This is a genomic window from Undibacterium sp. Di26W, assembly GCF_049340265.1.
Lineage (GTDB): Bacteria > Pseudomonadota > Gammaproteobacteria > Burkholderiales > Burkholderiaceae_D > Undibacterium.
This window is the reverse complement of record NZ_JBMPOR010000003.1, coordinates 266,832-287,065: the sequence shown is the minus strand read 5'-3', so window position 1 is coordinate 287,065 and position 20,234 is coordinate 266,832. Positions and strand designations below refer to the sequence as shown.

14 protein-coding genes and 1 pseudogene are annotated in these 20,234 nt (G+C 52.1%); 6 read left to right on the top strand and 9 right to left on the bottom strand.

Annotated elements, in window-relative coordinates; translation table 11 throughout:
* Positions 1-155 precede the first annotated feature (155 nt).
* On the top strand, positions 156-1,007 hold the full coding sequence (locus ACO0LM_RS05625) for a hypothetical protein (RefSeq protein ID WP_422983155.1): 852 nt from the start codon (positions 156-158) through the stop codon (positions 1,005-1,007).
* Between the two features lie 31 nt (positions 1,008-1,038).
* Here the strand turns inward: ACO0LM_RS05625 and ACO0LM_RS05620 are convergent, their stop codons facing one another.
* Complete coding sequence (locus tag ACO0LM_RS05620; RefSeq protein ID WP_423035073.1) at positions 1,039-1,503, bottom strand: hypothetical protein; 465 nt, start codon at positions 1,501-1,503, stop codon at positions 1,039-1,041.
* A 147-nt stretch (positions 1,504-1,650) separates the two neighbouring features.
* Positions 1,651-2,103, bottom strand: coding sequence for a DsrE family protein (locus ACO0LM_RS05615; protein WP_423035071.1), 453 nt, complete (start codon positions 2,101-2,103; stop codon positions 1,651-1,653).
* Between the two features lie 188 nt (positions 2,104-2,291).
* Here ACO0LM_RS05615 and ACO0LM_RS05610 point away from each other — a divergent pair, with 188 nt between their 5' ends.
* Positions 2,292-3,104 (top strand): phosphate/phosphite/phosphonate ABC transporter substrate-binding protein, encoded by an 813-nt coding sequence (locus ACO0LM_RS05610; RefSeq protein ID WP_423035069.1) that lies wholly within the window; start codon positions 2,292-2,294, stop codon positions 3,102-3,104.
* A gap of 38 nt (positions 3,105-3,142) precedes the next feature.
* Here the strand turns inward: ACO0LM_RS05610 and ACO0LM_RS05605 are convergent, their stop codons facing one another.
* The 4 genes and pseudogenes from ACO0LM_RS05605 to ACO0LM_RS05590 form a co-directional block, all read right to left on the bottom strand.
* On the bottom strand, positions 3,143-3,352 hold the full coding sequence (locus ACO0LM_RS05605) for a hypothetical protein (protein WP_423035067.1): 210 nt from the start codon (positions 3,350-3,352) through the stop codon (positions 3,143-3,145).
* Between the two features lie 21 nt (positions 3,353-3,373).
* Complete coding sequence (locus tag ACO0LM_RS05600; protein WP_423035065.1) at positions 3,374-4,729, bottom strand: hypothetical protein; 1,356 nt, start codon at positions 4,727-4,729, stop codon at positions 3,374-3,376.
* 143 nt (positions 4,730-4,872) lie between these two features.
* Positions 4,873-5,766 (bottom strand): annotated as a pseudogene (locus ACO0LM_RS05595) (ABC transporter ATP-binding protein).
* Positions 5,767-5,768: 2 nt separating this feature from the next.
* Positions 5,769-6,182 carry a GntR family transcriptional regulator gene (locus ACO0LM_RS05590; protein ID WP_423035063.1) on the bottom strand — a complete coding sequence of 138 codons (414 nt, stop codon included), beginning with the start codon at positions 6,180-6,182 and terminating at the stop codon, positions 5,769-5,771.
* A 439-nt stretch (positions 6,183-6,621) separates the two neighbouring features.
* On the opposite strand from ACO0LM_RS05590, the gene ACO0LM_RS05585 reads away from it, so the two are divergent.
* The 4 genes from ACO0LM_RS05585 (at position 6,622) to ACO0LM_RS05570 (ending at position 15,192) form a co-directional block, all read left to right on the top strand.
* Positions 6,622-7,662 carry a MerR family transcriptional regulator gene (locus tag ACO0LM_RS05585; protein WP_423035061.1) on the top strand — a complete coding sequence of 347 codons (1,041 nt, stop codon included), beginning with the start codon at positions 6,622-6,624 and terminating at the stop codon, positions 7,660-7,662.
* A gap of 33 nt (positions 7,663-7,695) precedes the next feature.
* The gene (locus ACO0LM_RS05580) at positions 7,696-8,478 is read left to right on the top strand and encodes a fumarylacetoacetate hydrolase family protein (RefSeq protein WP_423035059.1); all 783 of its coding nucleotides are present in this window, start codon (positions 7,696-7,698) and stop codon (positions 8,476-8,478) included.
* The gene (locus tag ACO0LM_RS05575) at positions 8,465-10,993 is read left to right on the top strand and encodes a DEAD/DEAH box helicase (protein ID WP_423035057.1); all 2,529 of its coding nucleotides are present in this window, start codon (positions 8,465-8,467) and stop codon (positions 10,991-10,993) included. The genes ACO0LM_RS05580 and ACO0LM_RS05575 overlap by 14 nt, the downstream gene beginning before the upstream one ends.
* Positions 10,994-11,337: 344 nt before the next feature.
* A complete protein-coding gene (locus tag ACO0LM_RS05570) occupies positions 11,338-15,192 on the top strand; it encodes a PAS domain S-box protein (protein WP_423035055.1) in 3,855 nt (1,284 codons plus the stop codon).
* Between the two features lie 14 nt (positions 15,193-15,206).
* On the opposite strand, the gene trmB is transcribed toward ACO0LM_RS05570, so the two are convergent.
* From trmB to ACO0LM_RS05555, 3 genes are all read right to left on the bottom strand, one after another.
* Positions 15,207-15,923 carry a tRNA (guanosine(46)-N7)-methyltransferase TrmB gene (gene trmB / locus ACO0LM_RS05565; protein ID WP_423035053.1) on the bottom strand — a complete coding sequence of 239 codons (717 nt, stop codon included), beginning with the start codon at positions 15,921-15,923 and terminating at the stop codon, positions 15,207-15,209.
* An 856-nt stretch (positions 15,924-16,779) separates the two neighbouring features.
* Positions 16,780-19,050 (bottom strand): catecholate siderophore receptor Fiu, encoded by a 2,271-nt coding sequence (locus tag ACO0LM_RS05560; protein ID WP_423035051.1) that lies wholly within the window; start codon positions 19,048-19,050, stop codon positions 16,780-16,782.
* Between the two features lie 197 nt (positions 19,051-19,247).
* Positions 19,248-20,171, bottom strand: coding sequence for a LysR substrate-binding domain-containing protein (locus ACO0LM_RS05555; RefSeq protein WP_423035262.1), 924 nt, complete (start codon positions 20,169-20,171; stop codon positions 19,248-19,250).
* Positions 20,172-20,234 lie beyond the last annotated feature (63 nt).

Below are 20,234 nucleotides of genomic sequence, written 5' to 3'. Positions count from 1 at the left end.
GAGCTGCAACGCAGCTGGGGCGGTTTTACGTAAGTCCGAATAAAGAAACTGGCACAATGAAGGCATAACAAGTTAGCATGATAATGCGGCGCTACCCGGAAAGAATTATTCCGGGTACAGCCTTTTTCCTGCCATCCCCAATCAGGAGTGCCACTGTGAGCGACTCATACTTTGATGCCCCCATCTTCATCGAAGATGGCCCGTATATAGACTTAGATCCCAAAGAGCATCCATTTCTCTACAATGAGCGCGGTCATGGCAGGCCATTGCGGCTAGCTTTCGGTCACGAGATCAGCCTGGCACCAGACAATCCTGACCTGTATCTGGGTACCAAATATCAGGGCATCAGCCACCATGCCAAGACCATACCCAATGATGGTCATCCTTACGAGATCACCGAATTCAATTTCAACACGGCAGAAGTCGAATACGAAACGATACTTGCGACCAAAGACAGCGTGCAAGCCTTTGGCATGACGCTGCTAAAAAGTGGTGAATGTCTGCGTTTTGAATACGAGGGCCTGATCATGGCCCAGTACACCTATGGAAAATGGGCAGGCTACCAGTCACCTTACCTGGGTGGCACACGTCGCCGTGAACTGCTGACTTACAATCCGACTGACCTGGAATTTCATGATTTTCCACATGTATTTTTCTCCCAGGATGAGCGCCCCCTGGTCATCAGCGTGGCACGCTGGCGGCCGTATGTGCAGGAAATTTTCCTGGCTGATTTATGGATACAGCCGGGTGACGCCATCGTCCTGCCACCCAAAACGCGGCCAGCCCAACCGGACGACCATCTCCCGGAAGCAGAAAAACGACGCATCATCATCGACCTGCATGGCAACCGCAATTCTGCCCTGGCTTGCTGGCGCGACGGCCAACCCGCATTAACCACCACCACGATACTGGGTAACAACAACACCATGCAAACCCGCGCCCCCAATTACCATGAAGAAATGCATCCGACCAGGCATGGGCATGCAGGAATCAGGGCGATCAAATAGCTAGTCGAGCGCAGCCCATAGGGTCAGCGCGCTAGGCAAGACCCTGTTGCCGTTTTTGCCTGCGTTGCCACCACCACTGAAATAGGGTGATCAGACTGATGGCCAGCAAAACAAACCAGCAAGTCACCGCAATGATGCCGCCCCATTCCGGATTTCCCCAAAAAAACACCCAGAAAAACAGAGGAAAACTCGCGAGCACACTGGCAATAGCAGTAATGATGGTCTGAGGTTTTTCTCGGACGAACAACAGTGCAAAGGGTAAAAAGAAGACGATCACAATTTCGAGCAAATCCAGAACACCAAAACCTACCGTTCCTTCCTGGATGCGGTTCCAACCCTGCTGTGCAAGTTTGTATGGATACAAATAGCCGTCTACATAGACGCTATCCTTGTTTGTTTCTTTAACGGGTGCTTTCGCTGTTATCGGCTTTTCTGTGCTTTCTGTGCTTTCTGTGCGTTCTGTTACAGGCTCTTTCGCAGATTCGCATTTGGACAAGGGCAGGACAAAACAAATCAACAACAATAGCGAAGCAATTTTTCTGACCAGGCTGAGATTATGCATAGTTGTCACCCAGCTTGAAACCGAAGTGCCATCATTTCAATCCGCGAGAAGTCCCGCCAGAATTGCAGCATCGCCGTCATATCAGGGACGGATATAGGCATAACCCTGCTGCTGGCGCTTGATCAGTTGTGACACGCCAGCCTCAACATAACCCAGCTTATCCAGCATATCTGCCTTGGTGATTTTTTGGGCGCGCATGGTGTTTTCACAGATCATGACCTGGGCCCCCAACTTAAGCACTTCATCGATACGACTGGCTGCCGGGGATTCAAATTTGAACATATCAATGCCTGGACCGTAGGCGACGATTTCCACCTCGATATTGTCCCTGCCCATATCCTTGATGACATTTTTGACATTATTCAGTGTCAAATCCCATTTCTTGCTGTCGCCATCACTGACCTGGAAAACAACTTTGGATTTCTTTACCGCATGCGTGCCGGCATCTTGCTGCGCCAGCACGCTGCCATGCACCATGCCGTTCAATACCAGTGCCGCTGCCAGCAAACGCCCATAGTAGGAAATCAGTCTCATGCTTACTCCTGTTTTCAAATAATCAGATAACGATACCAGATTTACGCGGTCGCTGATAATGATATTTAAATGTTAACATTTCGTTGGAAAAACATTCATTCCTGCAAAGAATGTTAAAAATCATTGCATGTCCATGCATGACTGGATTAAAGTTGGCCTTTCCATACGCAAACTATCTGGGCATGTATATGAAAAAACTTTTCTCGATTGCAGCCTGCACACTGGTATTCAGCATCAGCGCATTTGCGCAAAATACGTATACCCTGAACGTTAGTGAAGGGACATCCGGCGGCCAGGATTCGGCGCAGGTAATAGAAAAATATACCGGCCTGGCAGAGGTGATGAGCAAGGCCCTGGGCAAAAAAGTCGTGGTTATCGTGACGCGGGAATTTGCCCAACTGGAAGAAGGTATGAAATCCGGCAAGATGGATTTTGTGATGGCCCGCTCCAGTGATTATCCAGCACGCGGTGTGCGTGATTACAAATACCAGTTGGTATCAACCTCCAAGCCCGATGGGCATTGCCTGTTGATCGTACCAAAGGCGTCGCCTTTGAAAAACATCAGTGACATCAAGGGCAAACGCATCACACTGCCAGAGAAGATTTCATACATGTCGAAATTCTGCTCGGCCGAACTGGTACATAATGGTTTCGATCTCGAAGCAGAAAAAATCCAGTATGCAAAAGAACAAGGGGCCGTTATTTTTTATCTGGACAACCAGTTGGCGGATGTGGGCGGTGTTGCCTCTTATTCTGCGGTAGCCAAGAATCTGGAAAAAACCGGGCATCGCGTCATCCATACCAGCCAGAAACAGCCTTACCAACCCTTGATTGCACATGCCAGATTCAGCGCTGCGCAAATTCAGGCTTTGAAGAAAGAACTGGGACAAATGGACGAAACCGAACCCGGCAAAGTCATCCTGAAACAGCTAGGCATCAAGGAATTTGACATCAAAAGCAATGAACAAAGTCTGCACGATTTGCTGAAATGGCTGGGGTAATAAAACCTGGCCCAGTGCTGACCCAGCGCTGACCCAAATCAGGACTTTACAAGCGTCGTATTCACATACAAAAGCAAGCGGCCCAGGATTTCCTGCTTCAGTGTCAGATGCAGACCGGTCAACAGGGATTGCTCATAAGTGACACGCTCACAAATCTGCCGTGCTGATGCCGCCGATACCAAAGGTCCGGAAGGCATCAGCAGGCTGGCTGCGATCAAAAAACTGCAACCCCAGATCAAGGCACGCATGATGTTATCCTTAAGCTGTTGCTAAACTGCCCGGCCGGCAGGAAAAACCGCCTTTACCTGCATGAGCTGATTCCAACGCCAGCGCAATACGATGCCGGTGCCGACTGCCACACCAGCGCAGATGAACCATGCGGGGTACTGTGGAAATTTCACATACAGGGTAATCAGTACCAACCCCAGCAGCGAGGGCATCGCAAAGGCCAGCAATAAAGCCGATTCGTAACGTGATTTCATGAGGGCATAGTTCTTAAGACTCATGACACTCAGGGGCAGCAGGCAAAAGCATCCTATCCAGACCGATCCTCGCAACAATGGACTGGCAGGTGAAAAATACACCGTCAACCCAACGATCACCACCGCCACCAGCCACAACCCCAATGCCTGGCGTAACAGAAAACCTGCCAGTACACCAGTCTGCTGCCTCACATCAGGCAATCTGACGGCCAGGCAAAGTAAGCCTTGCTCAGCCCTGCGCTGATAGACAGTAGTACGCACCACAGATGTATAGATAGACGGCAGCATGACAAACAATGTGATCGCCGCAAAATAAGCCAGCCAGATATACTTGTCACCGAATCTGGCGGAATGCCGAATGAAGAAAATGCAGTAAATACTCATCCCGGCACTTATTGCCAGCATTGGCAAAAAACTGGTCAACCAAAATACCTGCGACCCCATGGAAAATGGTATTAGCTGACTCACTGTTTCTGGCAAACGGCTTACCTTTCGCATGCAACGACGCAACAGAAAATTATAGGGGTTAGTGAAATTCATCGAATACTGATTCATCGGTGTTTCTTCACCACTCATGGCCTTTTGCAACACGGAAAAACTCTGTCCTCTTTTGAAATGTTGGTCACCGTGTATGGAAAAGACCCAATGCAGCACAGCGGCAGTCAATCCTAAAACCGCCAGCAACATCAGTACAGGCTGATTCCATATGCCAGTATCAGGCAAGCTTATTTTTGCGCCTATCCACATCGGTAATTGCGTCATGAGAACCAGTAAAATTGTCGGCCATTCACTGCGTATCCTGGCAACGTACACCAGCAAGGCAAACACACCCAGCATCCAGCTTTGAAAAAAATTACCCTCAGACTTAAAATTCAGCGCCACAGCCAACAATGCAGGCAACAACAGAGTAGGAATAGCCAGTGCGTACTGCATATTCCGTTTGAGCTGAGGCACAAGACGTGCATTGGCAGGTGTGTATTGCATCACCACACTGGGTACCAGCAACAGCATCCAGGACGAAAGCAACAAACCAAGCGCCATTGACAGACCGAGGAAAAATGCCAGTAAAATCGGCATCCAGCCCTCATCTTTCTTCCCGACAAAGAAGACGACTACCATCGGCAGCAATACGATCAGGCTCATTAAAAACCATATTATTTTCAAACTCCCGGTATTGATGCGGGCATAGTATGGTTGCATCCAAATGGAAATGATTGTCTTCATGGGGTACCTTTTAAGACTGGCGTCTGGAGTTGCTTTTTTTCGCATGGCCAATTGGTTCATCTTTATCGCGTCATTTCTATGAACAAATCTTCCAGGCCCAATTTTTCCAGGCGTACATCATGGCGACTCTGCAGCTGTTCCAGTTGCTGAGGTTCAAACTGTGCCAGTACGCTGTCTTCACCCTGCATGCCTGTATTACGGCACGCGCTCAAGGTGCGCTTGGGTGTGAGTTGCGCCAGCACTTGGGTCGCCCCACTGACGCGCACGGTGCTATCCATCATGTCATCCAGTGCCTGCTGATGCACGATGCGACCGTGGTTAAGAAAGGCTACATCCATGGCTACCCTTTCCAGGTCAGACAGGATATGGGTGGAAAATACGATCGTGGTCTGTTTCGCTATCACGCTGTCTATCAGTTCACGCAAGAAATCGCGACGGCCTGCCGGATCCAGGCTGGATACGGGTTCATCCAGTATCAGTAATTCCGGCTCATGCGCCAGGGCACGGATAATCGACAGCCGCTGCTTCTGTCCGACCGACAGTTTGTTGATGACCTTGTCAAATGGCAGTTCCCAGGCCTGCATCAGGCTATTCACCTTGTCTTCATTCCAGTGCGGATATAACTAACGGAAGTAATCCAGCATTTGCCTGGCGTTCAGCCATTCAAACAGATCACTGCGCTGCGGCACATAACCTATCCTGGCTCTGGTTGCCTGGCTGAGTTGCCCTGCATTGTCACCAAATAACTGTGAGCTACCGCCATCCACATCACGCAGGCCCAGCAGGCACTCGATCAGGGTGGATTTACCGGCACCATTGCGCCCCAGCAGGCCTACGATACTGCCTGGCTCGATGAGCCAGTCGAGTTCTTTCAAGACAGACTGCCCGCTAAAGGATTTGTTCAAACCGCGAATTTGTATGGGGTGCGATGTAAGTTGTGTTGGCTGCGCATGCATGCTTATTTTCCTTTAAGAATACTGGTCAGCAGTGCGATGACTGCCTTTGGTTCCAATTCCAGCTGACTGGCTTCGATTGCGATACGCTCCAGGCCGGGGCGCAATATTTCCAGCCGCGTACCCAGGTCCTGGCTGCCCCCCTTCTGGGACGCCACCTCCATACCCAGGCCACGGCGGCGCATCAGCAAACCCTCTGCCTCCAGCATGCTGTACGCCTTGGATACGGTCATAGGGTTGACGCCTAATGCACTGGCAACTTCGCGTACTGATGGCATGGCATCACCTGCAGCCACCTGCCCTCCTGCCAGTAAACGTCGCAGTTGTTCTATCAGTTGCCGGTAAATAGGCTCACTGGTTCCGGTCGTCACCCGAAATACCTCTGCGCTTAATTGACGCGGTTTGTCTGGCGCCATCATGTTTCATGCCCCATGGCCTGGCCTTTCATTATTTATAAACCTCATGCCTGCGCCTCTCCCGAAGAACAAAGCCGTGATGACGACCGCTTGAATACAACAAACCTGATTATCGGCAATCTCTAAGTGTATTAATATAGTAATACACTACATTGACAATTTCAAGATGAATTTTCTTGTATATGTTGTGTATGACGCAGGGTCAGGGTTTATCATCTTTTCTCACGAGTAAAAGCTGAAGAACGGCCTTAGAACGTGTTTACGATCTGTAGCGAGCGTCAGCGGGGTGAAGAGCAGCGCAAAAAGCGGAATGTACTTAAGTACATGAGCATTTTGAGCAGCGCATGAACCCCGATCACGCACGCGCAGTAAGATCGCAAACAGGTTCTTACTCCCCCCATGGCAAATAGCCTGAAAAGACAAACCATGCAGGAACAGTCAAATGAAACTGAAAATAGGTGAATTGGCAAAACGTGCAGGCCTGACCGTACGTGCCCTGCACCACTATGACAAGATAGGCTTGCTGTCCCCTACAGTACGGGCCGACAATACTTACCGTCTGTATGATCAGGACGATGTGCTGCGCCTGTACCGTATCCAGGCTCTGCGCCGCCTGCAACTCTCGCTGGATGAAATCCGGACCATACTTGATGACCAGAATGTCAGCATGAGCGACCTCATCCGGCAGCAGATCAGCCTGATGGAAAAGCAGGCACATAATGCATTGACTTTGCGCGATCACTTGCTGCATCTATCTGGTCGTCTCGCCGGCCAGCAATTACCCGTCGTTGACGACTGGCTGACTGCGCTGGAAATGACCGTCAATAGCGAAAAATATTTCACCTCCGCAGAGTTGCAAGCCTTGCGTCGCCAGCCCAAAAAGGTAGACGCTACAGATAAATCTGCCCTTATCCTGGCCTTGCATGACTTGATGGAAAAACAGGTATCACCGCAAGATGCGATGGCGCAATCCCTGAGTCAGCGCTGGCTGCAGTGTATGCAAGATGAAAGTGGCGGCGATGCCGCGATACTCATCAAATTTTATCAGATGCAAAGCGAAGAAACAGCCTTGCAGCTATTCTCAGGACTGGATCAGGCTACGCTTGACTACATGGTACGCGCCCTGGCCTGCGCCAGTCTGCCGGTGTATGCAGCCTATTGTAAGCCCGATGAAATGGAGATATTGCGTCAGCATTGTCTGACGGATTCCGCAGCCTGGCCACCGCTGATTGCTGCTTTGCACCTGGAATGTGTTGCTGGGACCAGGGTCAACAACCCCAAAGTACAAAAGCTGGCTACAGCCTGGCAGAGCCTGTCATTGAAAAAAGCCGGTGCCAGGGTCAGCCTGCAAAAGAAAATCCAACAGGCATTTGCTGAACAAGCAGAATTACGCATGGGAATAGACAATCGCCTGTTTGCCTATATACAGTCGGCCTTGCGCAATCTGAGTGCCAGCCAGACCAGTTTGGCAGTGACGCGATAAAATGCATGCTTTAGTTTTTCACAGGCCGTCATCATGAATGAACTCAAGCAGCAAACCGGCCCTGTCCATGCCGCCAGAATGTTGCTGGGGCGACGTCTGCTTGGTGAGCAAGGCCCGGCGCTGCCGGCTGCATGTCGCCCAACGACGCTGCAAGCTGCATTTAATATACAGTGCGCGGTCAGCGACTTGCACAAGCAGGACATTGCCGGCTGGAAGTGTGGCATGCCGGGTGACGAAAAATGGGTGCTGGCACCTATCTATGCCAATGATGTCCATGAAGCATCTACACAGCCGCATAGGGTCTGGTGTCACCAACAACAGGTCAAAATTGAACCAGAACTGGCCTTCATCCTGGCACGGGATTTACCTGCAAGGTCCACACCATACGCAGCAGTTGAGGTTGATGCCGCCATAGGCGAAACACGGCTGGCGCTGGAATTGATCCATACACGTTACGCCAACGCAGATCAGTTGACTTTCTACGATCACCTGGCGGATTGCCTGTTCAATCAGGGTCTGGTACTGGGGCCAGCTATCGATCATCAACTGGCACAGCAAACACACAGCATGCGTATCAATTTGATGCTCGCCAACCAGGCGGTCGTGACTGTGGATGGGCAACATCCAGCTGGTCAGCCACGTTTGCCCTTGTACTGGCTGGCAGAATTCCTGCGTAGTCAGGGCATGGGCCTGCGAGCCGGGCAAGCCGTCATCACCGGTTCCTACGCCGGCAGCCCGCAAGTGCCGGTGGATACCGATATCAGCGTGCAGTTTGGTGATCTGGGTCTGATGCAGGTGCGTTTTGAAGGAAGATAAACCAGCACCACGTGGCTTACCGCGCGGCTTACCTGAAGTCGCAGGTCAATTTCGCCCACGCATCAGCTTGCAAACCCTGCACCGGGGCGATGGCTTGCTGGGCATGAAACCCAGTGGCGATTTTGGTCCACGCGGTGGCAGTGTCACCGTCGTCGAAATCGACTGGCTGTATCACACTGATACCGGCCTGCGCTGGGAAACTGCAGCCCCAACCGCCTTGCTGAACCGCCGTCCGCATTCCACCCAGTTATTGCATGATGCAGAAAGCAAAGCCATCTGCCTGCTGCGTGATCTGGGGGCAGAAGCTGATGCCCTGGACAAGGTCTGGGATATCGGTCTGCAGCCTCTGCCTGCCACCAGCCTGCAATGGCGCAACCAGGCGGTAGCCGAGAAATTTGGCCCACTATGGAGTCTGGTGCAGGAAGGTTTTTTTGCTGATTTCTGGGCCGACCGATTACCTGAGATGCAGGCGCTGGGCTGGCAAGTCGTGGTACGCCCCGGCTTTGCGCATGAAAGTGTGCCGGTCGATGCCTGGCATTTGATCATCGATGAAAATACCGGCTCCATCATTGGCAAGCAGGTGGCATCGCGTATGCGCAATCGCACCGAAATCATCACCCCGCTGGGCTTGCCAGCACGTGAGGGTTCATGGATGCTGAGCCTGGGCATAGAAATCGAAGGTGAAGTACTGGATCTGGTTCCCATGCTGGCGCATCTGCTGCAACGTGATGCACGCTGGCTGAATGCCAGGCAGATACGCCAGATAGACGACATGGCCATCATACAATTGCGCGCGCCAGGCGGTAAGCGCATCGACGCCATGGCTGCACCATTGAAAGCCATCGTCATCCACATGCTGGATTTGCTGACCGACAGGCCGCAAATGGAAGGCCCGGTACAATTATCCGCCTGGGACAATTACCGGCTGGAAGCCCTGCGCGTCAGCCTGCTCGACAGCCAGCCTGCGCGTGCTGGCCCGCACGGTGGCTGGCAGTTGCAGGGCGAGGTCGGCTTGCGCAATCTGGCGCAGCGTCTTAAAAAAAACGGCAGTCTGCGTGCCGTGGCGGCACCCACTGGCCTGGGTGTGACTTTGCGCCCTTATCAACTGCATGGCGTGGCCTGGTTGCAATATCTGCGCGAGCAACATCTGGCAGGCATACTGGCAGACGACATGGGCCTGGGCAAGACCGCCCAGGTACTGGCCCATCTGCTGATAGAAAAACAGCAAGGCAGACTGGATATTCCTGCGCTGATCGTCTTGCCAACTTCACTGATCTTCAACTGGCAGGCTGAAGCCAGCCGCATGGCTCCGGCCCTGCGGGTACTGACCTTGCAAGGGCCGGAACGCAGCGACCTGTTTGCCGACATCCGCCAGGCCGATGTGGTACTGACCACCTATCCTTTGCTATGGCGTGATCTGGATGCGCTGGCAGCACAAGAATTTCATTTGCTGATACTCGATGAAGCACAAACTGTAAAGAATGCCGCCAGCCGCAGCGCTGACGCCGTGCGCCGTATCCAGGCCAGGCACAGGCTGTGCATGACGGGCACGCCACTGGAAAACAACCTCGGTGAATTGTGGACCCAGTTTGATTTTCTGATGCCCGGCTTCCTCGGTGACATACGCAGCTTTTCGCGTCTGTGGCGCAAGCCCATCGAAGTCAATGGCGAAACCTTGCGCGCCCAATTGCTGGCGCAACGGGTGCGCCCTTTCATACTGCGGCGACGCAAGGATGAAGTGGCAACAGAATTACCACCCCGCACCGAAGTCATCAAGCGCCTGCGTCTGCAAGGCAAACAGCGTGAACTGTATGAAAGCGTACGTGTCGCTGCCGACGAACAGGTAAGGCGGATACTGCAACGCAAGGGTTTTGATGGTGCACAGATCACTATCCTCGATGCACTGTTAAAGCTGCGCCAGGTGTGCTGCGACCCGGCTTTGTTGAAAGGCCAGAACCTGCCGCCAGACATGGAAAGAGCCAAGCTCGACATGCTGGCAGACATGCTGCCGGCGCTGGTGGCAGAAGGCCGTCGCATCCTGGTGTTTTCGCAATTCACGGAAATGCTGGAGCTGATTGCCGTGATGCTGGCCGAACTCGAACTTGCCTGCCTGATGTTGACCGGCAAAACTGCGACCGCCAGCCGTGGCGCGGTGGTCGCCCAGTTTCAGGACAAGCAGGTGCCAATCATGTTGATCAGCCTTAAAGCCGGCGGTGTGGGCCTGAACCTGACCGCCGCTGACACCATCATCCACATGGACCCGTGGTGGAACCCGGCCGTCGAAGAACAGGCCAATGCCCGCGCCCATCGCATTGGCCAACAACAAACGGTATTTATCTACAAATTACTTATCGAAGGCAGTATAGAAGAGCGCATACTTGGTCTGCAGGCACGCAAGGCAGCATTGGCGGAAGGGGTACTGGGTAGCGATACCGCCTTTTCACAAAAATTCAGTGCAGAAGATCTTCAGGCCCTGCTAGCCCCTCTGAGCGCAATGCTAACCAGCAACACCTGAGGCAACAATAGGATGGCTGGGTGGATGGATGCCTGCCAACAGCCCAAAGTTAAAACTTTGTTTAATTTGCAAATTTTATCTTTTCTGCAGTTGACAAAAAAACATAGTTGCCACATCTTAGTAAATAAGTGTATTGAGGTATGTTAATCTCGAATAGATGCTTAAATGAAATTTTCATTTAAGCCTACGTGACCCTGTCCGCGTCTGCTGGCGACAACAGGTATGGGCACTGGCAAAACTGTATCGTGGCAATTGCAGAACAAAATGATCAGGTACCACTGCATACGGCACAAGGGGCGACCAGACTTGATGTCCATGACTGATGTTGCAAAGACAGGTTACCCATGACGACTACGCGACGGAATCGCTACATTGGTATTGTGACAGTGCTGTATTTACTGTTGGCACTGGCATGGATATTCTTGTCTGACAGTTTACTGTCCAGCATTACTGATGTCGATAAGATGACGTGGTTATCCACGGCCAAAGGCATATTTTTTGTGGTCACGACCAGCGCCCTGCTGTTCCTGGCCCTGCATGCCGTCCCTGCAAGGAAAGGACAGCATCAGACATGGTTAGGTCCTGTCGTGCTGGAAGATTATCAAGAGCAGACACCGTCACGCGTCATGATTTACCTGTTGGCTGTCATTCTTCCCCTGTCCGTACTGGTACTGCGGGAAGCGATAGCCCCCAGTTTTGACAACCGGCCCATGCTCATCATATTTGTACTACCTATCGTGCTAAGTGCGCTGGCAGGTGGCCTGGGACCTGGTTTGCTGACCACACTGATCGCAACGATAGGCCTGATTTATTTCGTTATTCCCCCAATACACAGTTTTGAAATCAAACCCGGGCTGGATATATTGCAACTGAGCTTCCTGGTCATCAGCGGCGTCGCCGTCAGTTTTATGAGTGAGGCCTTGCGCAAGTCCCTGCTCAAAGCACAGAGTAATCGCAATCTGCTCGACGCCATCGTGTATGGCACCTCGGATGCCGTATTCGTCAAGGATATGGAAGGCCGTTATATTCTCATCAATGAAGCCGGAGCACAGTTTGTAGGAAAAACCACAGCAGAAATCCTCGGCAAGAATGATCGTCATCTGTTTCCCAACATGTCAGCAGACAGCATTCATCTAAAAGACCAGGCCATTTTGAGTAATGGTGATACCCAGACCTATGATGAATCTATCGATACCCATGATGGCCGTAACCTGGTATTCATGATTACCAAAGGCCCCATGCGTGACAAGAAGGGGAAAATCACTGGCCTGTTCGGGATTGCCCGCGACGTGACCGAACGCAAGGAGGCAGAGGCGGCACTCAAGGAAAGTGAAGCCGCCATGCGTGTGGCACAGCGTCTGGCCGCAGTCGGCAGTTGGGAATGGAATGTACGCACCGATGTTCACACCTGGTCGGAAGAAGTCTATCAAATTTATGGCCGCGATCCTGCGCTACCTGCTGCCGTTTACCCCGAAGTCCAGAAATACTTTACCCCCGACAGCTGGGCCAAGCTGGCCAGCGCAGTCGAACAGACACTGCAAACCCATGCTCCCTACACCTGCGATGCCGAAGTAGTCAGGCCAGACGGCAAGCATCGCTGGGTTATTGCCCGTGGCGAAGCCTTGCTGGACACACATGGGAAACTGATCAAGTTGCATGGCAGCGTGCAAGATATTACCGAGCGCAAAAACGCCGCCATGCAATTACAGGCCAGCGAAGAACGCCTGCAGATGGCGATTGAAGCGACCAGCGAAGGTTTGTGGGACTGGGATGTCACCAGCGGCAAAGTGTACCGGTCACGCCATTATTACGACATGACTGGCTATCAAGAAAGTGCTGATAACCGTGACTTTGATTTCTTCAAGCGGCTGGTACATCCGGATGATCTGCCGAATACCTTGCAACAAATCGAGGCGCACAAACAAGGCCGCACACCGGATATCGATTTTGAATACCGCATGATCACCAAATCCGGTGCTATCAAATGGATGCGTTCCAAAGGCCGTGTTGTCAGGCGCGATACCAACGGCAATCCACTCAGGGTGGTTGGCACACTATCGGACATCGACGATAAAAAGCGCAATGCTGCCGAATTACTGGAAAGAGAGCAAAGGCTGGAGCGCGTCATGCGCGGCTCGGATCAGGGATACTGGGACTGGGACCTGTTGAGCAATACCTTCCAGGTCAGCGCTCGCTGGGAAACCATGCTGGGTTACGACCCTGGGGAAATGAATGTCAGTCCCGAACACTGGGGCGATCATGTGCATCCTGAAGACCTGGTCCTGGCAAAACGGTCCCTGGACCGACACCGGCACGGTGTCACAGCAGCACATGAACTGGAATTGCGCCTGCGTACCAAAACGGGCGAATGGCGCTGGATACTGACACGGGGTGCGATTGTTTCCAGGGCCGCGGATGGTACGCCCCTGATCATGTCCGGTACCCATACCGACATCACCGATAAAAAAATAATGGAACTGACGCAGCGTGAAGCGGCAACCGTATTCAGCAACAGTTATGAAGGCATCATGGTTGTCAATCCCGAGGGATGCATCACCAAGATCAATCCGGCATTCACACGCATTACTGGCTACACCGAAAAAGACATTTGTGGCAAATCCACCAATCTGCTGTCTTCAGGACGCCATAACAGCAGTTTTTACGCCGAGATGTGGAGTGCCGTCAACAACAACGATTTCTGGCGTGGTGAAATATGGAACAAACGCAAGAATGGTGAAATCTATCCGGAGTTGTTATCCATTTCCTCAGTGCGCGACGCCAGGGGCGAGATTCAGTATTACATAGGCATCTTCACCGACATCAGCGAGTTGAAAACCCATGAAGCAGAACTGGAACGCATCGCCAATTATGATACGCTGACAGGTGCACCGAACCGACGTCTGTTGGCAGACCGCCTGGACCAGGCAGTAAATCGTGCCAAACGCACCGGCAAGACCGTGGCGATCTGCTATCTTGATCTGGACGGTTTCAAAAGCATCAATGATCACTACGGCCACGCCGCCGGAGACAGGCTGTTGATCAGTGTGACCGAAAACCTCAAGCACGTGCTGCGTGCAGACGATACCCTGGCACGCTTGGGTGGCGATGAATTTGCCCTGCTGTTGTCAGACATTTCATCGGCAGAAGAAAGCGTCACCATACTTGATCGTATCCTCACCAGCGTCAGCCAGCCCATAAAACTGAATGAAGTGGTGGTCAGCATTTCTGCCAGCATAGGCGTCAGCCTGTATCCGGATGACAATGTCGATGCCGATACCCTGTTACGGCATGCCGACCATGCCATGTATCTGGCAAAAGAAGCAGGCAAGAATCGCTACCACCTGTTCGACCCCGAAAATGACCGCAAGGCGCAGCAACGCCGGCAAATTCTGGAGCGTCTGCAAATTGCCCTGAACCAGGAAGAATTCGTTCTCTACTACCAGCCCAAGGTGGACCTGATTACCGGTGAAGTGATAGGTGCCGAAGCATTGATACGCTGGCAGCACCCGGAACGCGGCCTCCTGCAACCAATGGAATTTCTGCCCCACATTTATGGCAGTAAACTGGAAAAACTGGTGGGGGAATGGGTTATCAAGGCAGCCTTGCAACAAGCCAATAACTGGCAGTTGCGCGGAATGTCGATTTGCGTCAGTGCCAATATCAGTGCCCATCACCTGTTGGAACAAGGTTTCTGTGATTATTTACAATCGGCACTCAGGCAGCACCCGTATTTTCATGCTGCCAATTTTGAACTGGAAGTATTGGAATCGGCCGCCATCGCCGACATGGAACAAGCAGTCGCCATCCTGAATCGTTGTCGGCAGATGGGTATCCAATTTGCACTGGATGATTTCGGTACCGGCTATTCTTCCCTGACCTATCTGCGCAAGTTGCCAGTCCATACCTTGAAAATTGATCAGAGCTTTGTACGCGACATGCTCAATGATGTCGAAGACCTGGATATCGTCGAAGGCGTCATACGCCTGGCAGGTGCGTTTGACCGCCAGGTTATCGCCGAAGGTGTGGAAACCATGGAACATGGTGCCAAACTGCTGGAACTGGGCTGCCGGCTGGCACAGGGTTATGGTATTGCCCTTCCTATGCCTGCTGATCAGTTCATCGACTGGTCAGCAGCCTGGAAGGCGGAAGGCCGCTGGCGCGACCTGCGGCCCAGACTCAGTCTGCAAGCCTTGCATTGAATTCTGCAGCGGGATTATTTTTTGCGGAACACCAGGTCCCAGACACCATGACCAAGTCGCAGGCCGCGATTCTCAAACTTGGTGACAGGACGGTAATCCGGGCGTGGCGCATAGCCATCGGCGGTATTTTCCAATGCCGGTTCGGCACCTAATACTTCCAGCATCTGCACCGCATATTCTTCCCAGTCCGTCGCACAATGCAGATAGCCGCCAGAGGCCAGGCGCGAAGCCAGCAAGGCCACCAGCGGCCCCTGTATCAGGCGACGCTTATTGTGGCGCGCCTTGTGCCATGGATCGGGAAAAAACACGTGTATGCCATGCAGCGAAGCCGGGGCAATCATGTGTGTCAACACTTCAAATGCATCATGCTGGATGATGCGCTGGTTGTGCAAACCCATTTCATCTGTCAGCTTCAATAAACTGCCAACACCCGGCGTATGTACCTCGACCCCGATAAAGTTTTTTTCCGGCATGCCGGCAGAAATCTTTGCGCTGGTTTCGCCCATGCCAAAACCGATTTCAAACACAGTCGGTGCCTGGCGACCAAATGCAGCATCCACATCCAGTTGCGCTTTTTGATAAGGGATACAAAAACGCGGTGCCAGGGTTTCCAAGGCCCTGGCCTGGGCATCGGACAAACGTCCGGCACGGGTCACAAAGCTACGGATGCGGCGCTCGGTAGGATCATAAAACATCGGTTTGGTGCCGTAAGCAGGCTTGGAATCAGACATACAGGACTTCAATAAGAATGGAAGGTGGTACAGGTATTTGAGGGATAGTCCCGGTGCAAGACAAGTACGGCAGCAACACCCACGCGTGATACCAGACTTTCGTTGTCTGGCGCAGCCTTTACCTGTTAAACCTGTTAAGCAAGGCGCGTATTTTAACAGATGATGCCCCATCACAGCATCCTGACTTTGCCTGCCATGGATACAAGCGTCAACGAAAGAAGAGGTGAACCCCATGAGAAAACACATGGAATTCATGGCACAAGGAAAGATCAACAGACACAACCAGCTTGCTTTCCAGCGACGAATAAAAGAAAAAACCGATGTTACTACAAATTTTAATGAGTCTCATTTATAGTTATTAGCCTGTCAACCTATCGGTCCACTCAATATTCGAAACCTATACTTCGCCACACAAACCAAATGATATAGACAATGCCAAATAACATGCAATGCTCTTTTGAACCGGCTCGTTTTCCTTTCTTTGAGCAGGCTCCGTCTCGCTCTAACAGGCAAAGCCAGTTAGGCGATGACCTGTCTGCATTCATGACAAAAGAGACTATCACTTGTTTAAGTCACAGTCCCTTTTCATTTTTTTTCTTGACGCTGAGGACCATAAAAAACCCCTCCGCCATCAAGAGGGGTTCAGGTAACTAGTGGACTGTAACAGTTGAAAGCAGAGTGCCTTCCGCTTGCGCGACGACCATGGCTGCGTTGCAAATGCTCGCGATAGTTCACTATCGCTGTGCATAAGTGTTAACCTTGCCTTGCCCTGATCGCCGGGCAAGCGTCTTTCACTTCTGTTTCAACTATTACAGCCCACTAGCAGTCAATACCCTGCGCTACCGACTTGGTCTCATCAGAACTTCACATTCGCTGTCAGGCTGACGGCGCGTGGTGTACCTGGTGTGTAACGATACCCACTCTTGTTGATGGCTGCCACATAGGCTTTGTCGGCGATATTATTGACGTTCAATTGCAGGTCCAGGTTTTTGCTGACGGCATAGCTGGCCATGGCATCGAATACCCAATAGGCTTCAGTCGAAGCAGGTGTACCGACTGCACCATCCGTACCACGCAACAAGGCATCCACAAAACGTGCGCCGCCGCCCAGTTTCAGGCCCATAGGCAACTGATACGAAGTCCATGCCGTGAAGCTTTGTTTTGGTGTGTACGACAGATTGTTGATACCACTGGCTGTCACCAGCGGGCCGCTTTCAACACTGGTATTCATTCTGGCATAGCCAGCGCTGACCAGCCAGTTACGGTTGATGGCACCTGTTACACCCAGTTCAATACCCTGCACGCGTTTTTTACCAGTCTGGTAATACAGCAGGTCAGTCAGATTTTGTACGACTTCATTTGATACTTCGGTACGATAGATCGCGGCTGTGAATGACAGTTTCTGTTCCAGCAAATCCCACTTGGTGCCGATTTCGGCATTTTTTGTTTCTTGCGGATCAAACTTCGGATTGGCCGCACTGCTGGCCGATGCGCTCAATGCAAAGTTGGAACCCCCTGGCGGTTGCTTGGATGTCGAATAAGAAGCATAGATACTGCTGTCTTTGGTAGGCTTGTACAAGGCGCCCAGTTTGATGTTGACCAGGTTGCCGGCCATATTCAGGTTGGTCGGCACCAGCGTACCTACCGGCAGCGTCGGATTACTGGTGGCGGTGGACAGGCTGGCGGCAGAATAGTCTGTGCTGTAATGATCAACGCGCACACCGGCATTGGCCTGCCATTCCGGGCTGAACTTGATGGTGTCAAATACATAGGCACTGACAGTGCTGGTTGCGCCACGTGTGAACACGCTGTTACGCACCGGATTCAAACCTGTTACCTTGTCGTTAGGATCAGGCTTGTAAAAATTCGCTGCCGGCAACGTACCCAGGCCATCATTGCCCCAGGTATTCTGTTTTTCATTCGTCAGTTCCACACCACCCAGCAGGCTGTGTTTGAGGCCGCCCAGTTCCACGTCGGCCACCAGGTTGGTCTGGTTGGTCAGGATTTCATTTTCCTGATCTTTCAGGGTACGCGTGCCGCGTGCCAGCGTCCACGTAGACAGATCCGTGGTCGATGGTGTCAGCAGATTCGCGGCCGACCCCATGAATGAAGTCAACAGATAATGTTGCGTGGTTTTGCCAAAGCGGGCTGTATTGATCAGTTTTACCTTGTCGCTGAAATCGTGTTCGACACGCAAGGTCAGCATGTCTGCGGTGACTTTGTCGAAGTCATTGACCGAGCCATAAAAATTCTTTGGATCGACTTTCGGTGCCGTAGACAGGAAAGGACGTTTCGGGTCCGGGCTGCTGTAGCCTGGCAGGCCGATGGTAGGTACGCCACCATCCGGTACATTGTCTTGCTGTACGTGCAGGTAATTCAGGTAAAATCGGTTTGGTGAATTCAAGCCAAATGCAAACGATGGTGCGATGCCCCAGCGCTTATTGTGGACTTCATTACGTCCAGGCACGCCACTATCCTGATCCACCAGATTCAGGCGGAACGCCGAACCCTGATCAGCACTGATGACCCGGTTCAGGTCGGCAGTGACACGCTTCTGGCTACCGCTGCCTACCGTGGCCGAACCAAAGATTGCATCTTCCATGGTGGCTTGCTTGCTGATCAGGTTGACTGAACCTGTAGGCGCACCACGGCCACTATCCGTACCGGCCGGGCCTTTCAGCACGTCGATCTGTTCGATGTTGAACAGATCGCGGGAAATGGAACCCAGGTCACGCACGCCATCTACGTAAATGCTGCTGGATGTGTCAAAACCACGCATGTAGATTGCATCACCAGTGCTGGTGCTGCCGTTTTCACCCAGGAAAAACGCGCCCACGCCTGGCGTGTTGCGCAAGGCATCCGTCAGTGTCAAGGCGCCCTGCTGATCAATCAGCTCGCGCTTGATGACGGTAATAGTCTGCGTCGTATCCACCAGAGGCTGCGTATATTTGGGAGAAGAAGCTTTATCCGCCTTGAAATCATTTTCTGTCTTTGCCGTCACTTTGACGTCAGGCAGGGCGGGGTCAGCCGCCTGGGCAGCGATCGGCAACAAGAAAGCAGCGGCAGCGGCCGTCACCGTATGATTAAAACGCGCGTGATGATGCTTGCGGCTCTTGATATAGGCCATGACATTTCCTCAGGAAAAATTAAAAAATAAAACCGCTGGCTTTTCTTTGAGGAATGGCTGAGGTGAGATAGTGAAAAGATCGATGCAGGATTGTAACAAGTCAGAAACAATATGTAAACGAGAATCGTTCTTATTATCATTTCATATTTTATGGAATACCTGCACTAGTGCAGCGTCTGTGCAGACGTCGCAAGCTGTCAGATGAGCTCTATACTTTGCAAATTCAGGTAACTGCTTTCGCGTATGGTCGTCACAAAGTCGCTGAGGTAAGCCTTGTCTGACAAATCCGGCAAACAAGCTGCATACAGTCTGCCAGTCAGGCCATCGGCAGTAATGCGTTTGGGCAGTACATAATCGCGGTTCACATAGTTTTGTGCTGCCCATACCGGCAAGGTGGCAATACCGCGCTTGCTGGCTACCAGTTGCAGCATGGCGACGGTCAGTTCCGTAGTGCGGCGTGCGGTATCGACGCCGGCAGGCTTCAAGACCTGGCGCACCACGTCCAGCATGTCATCCGGCACCGGATAGGTGATCAGGGTATCGGTCGCAAAATCCTGCGCCACCAGATAATCACGCTTGGCCAGCGCATGGTCTTTGGCGACCAGCGCCACAATCTCGAAACGAAATAAGGGATGAAAAGCCACGCTTTCATCGCTATCCATTTCGGACACAATGGCCACGTCAGCCTTATGGCTGTACAACAAGCCGACAGGGTCAGCCTGAAAGCCGGAGACGATGTCCAGCTCCACCTCGGGCCAACGCTGGCGGAATACATCCATGGCCGGCATCAGCCAGTCAAAACAGGTATGGCATTCGACCGCGATGCGCAACTGCCCGGCCACGCCCTGAGCCAGACGGGCCAGGTCGCGCTCACAATTCGCGACTTGCGGCAGAACACTATCGGCCAACTGTAGCAAGCGCTCACCTGCCGGGGTAAAGCGTATCGGCGTAGTCTTGCGTTCAAACAGCGGCATGCCATGATGCTCTTCCAGCAATTTGATCTGATGCGATAGTGCCGACTGGGTGACATTCAGCAAGACAGCAGCCCGCAGCAAATTGCCGGATTCACGCAAGGCAAGCAGGGTTTTCAGATGACGCAGTTCTAGTATGGATTGCATTATGAATGAAATTCAAGTTAATTCTTAAAATATGTCGTTTGAATCATAATCAATTCTAACTCATCA

Excerpts from the sequence above, each read along its gene's own strand:
- ACO0LM_RS05615 (WP_423035071.1), bottom strand. The coding sequence starts at position 2,103 with ATGAGACTGATTTCCTACTATGGGCGTTTGCTGGCAGCGGCACTGGTA.
- ACO0LM_RS05610 (WP_423035069.1), top strand. The coding sequence starts at position 2,292 with ATGAAAAAACTTTTCTCGATTGCAGCCTGCACACTGGTATTCAGCATC.
- ACO0LM_RS05605 (WP_423035067.1), bottom strand. The coding sequence starts at position 3,352 with ATGCGTGCCTTGATCTGGGGTTGCAGTTTTTTGATCGCAGCCAGCCTG.
- ACO0LM_RS05600 (WP_423035065.1), bottom strand. The coding sequence starts at position 4,729 with ATGAGCCTGATCGTATTGCTGCCGATGGTAGTCGTCTTCTTTGTCGGG.
- ACO0LM_RS05590 (WP_423035063.1), bottom strand. The coding sequence starts at position 6,182 with ATGATGGCGCCAGACAAACCGCGTCAATTAAGCGCAGAGGTATTTCGG.
- ACO0LM_RS05585 (WP_423035061.1), top strand. The coding sequence starts at position 6,622 with ATGAAACTGAAAATAGGTGAATTGGCAAAACGTGCAGGCCTGACCGTA.
- ACO0LM_RS05580 (WP_423035059.1), top strand. The coding sequence starts at position 7,696 with ATGAATGAACTCAAGCAGCAAACCGGCCCTGTCCATGCCGCCAGAATG.
- ACO0LM_RS05570 (WP_423035055.1), top strand. The coding sequence starts at position 11,338 with ATGACGACTACGCGACGGAATCGCTACATTGGTATTGTGACAGTGCTG.
- trmB (WP_423035053.1), bottom strand. The coding sequence starts at position 15,923 with ATGTCTGATTCCAAGCCTGCTTACGGCACCAAACCGATGTTTTATGAT.
- ACO0LM_RS05560 (WP_423035051.1), bottom strand. The coding sequence starts at position 19,050 with ATGGCCTATATCAAGAGCCGCAAGCATCATCACGCGCGTTTTAATCAT.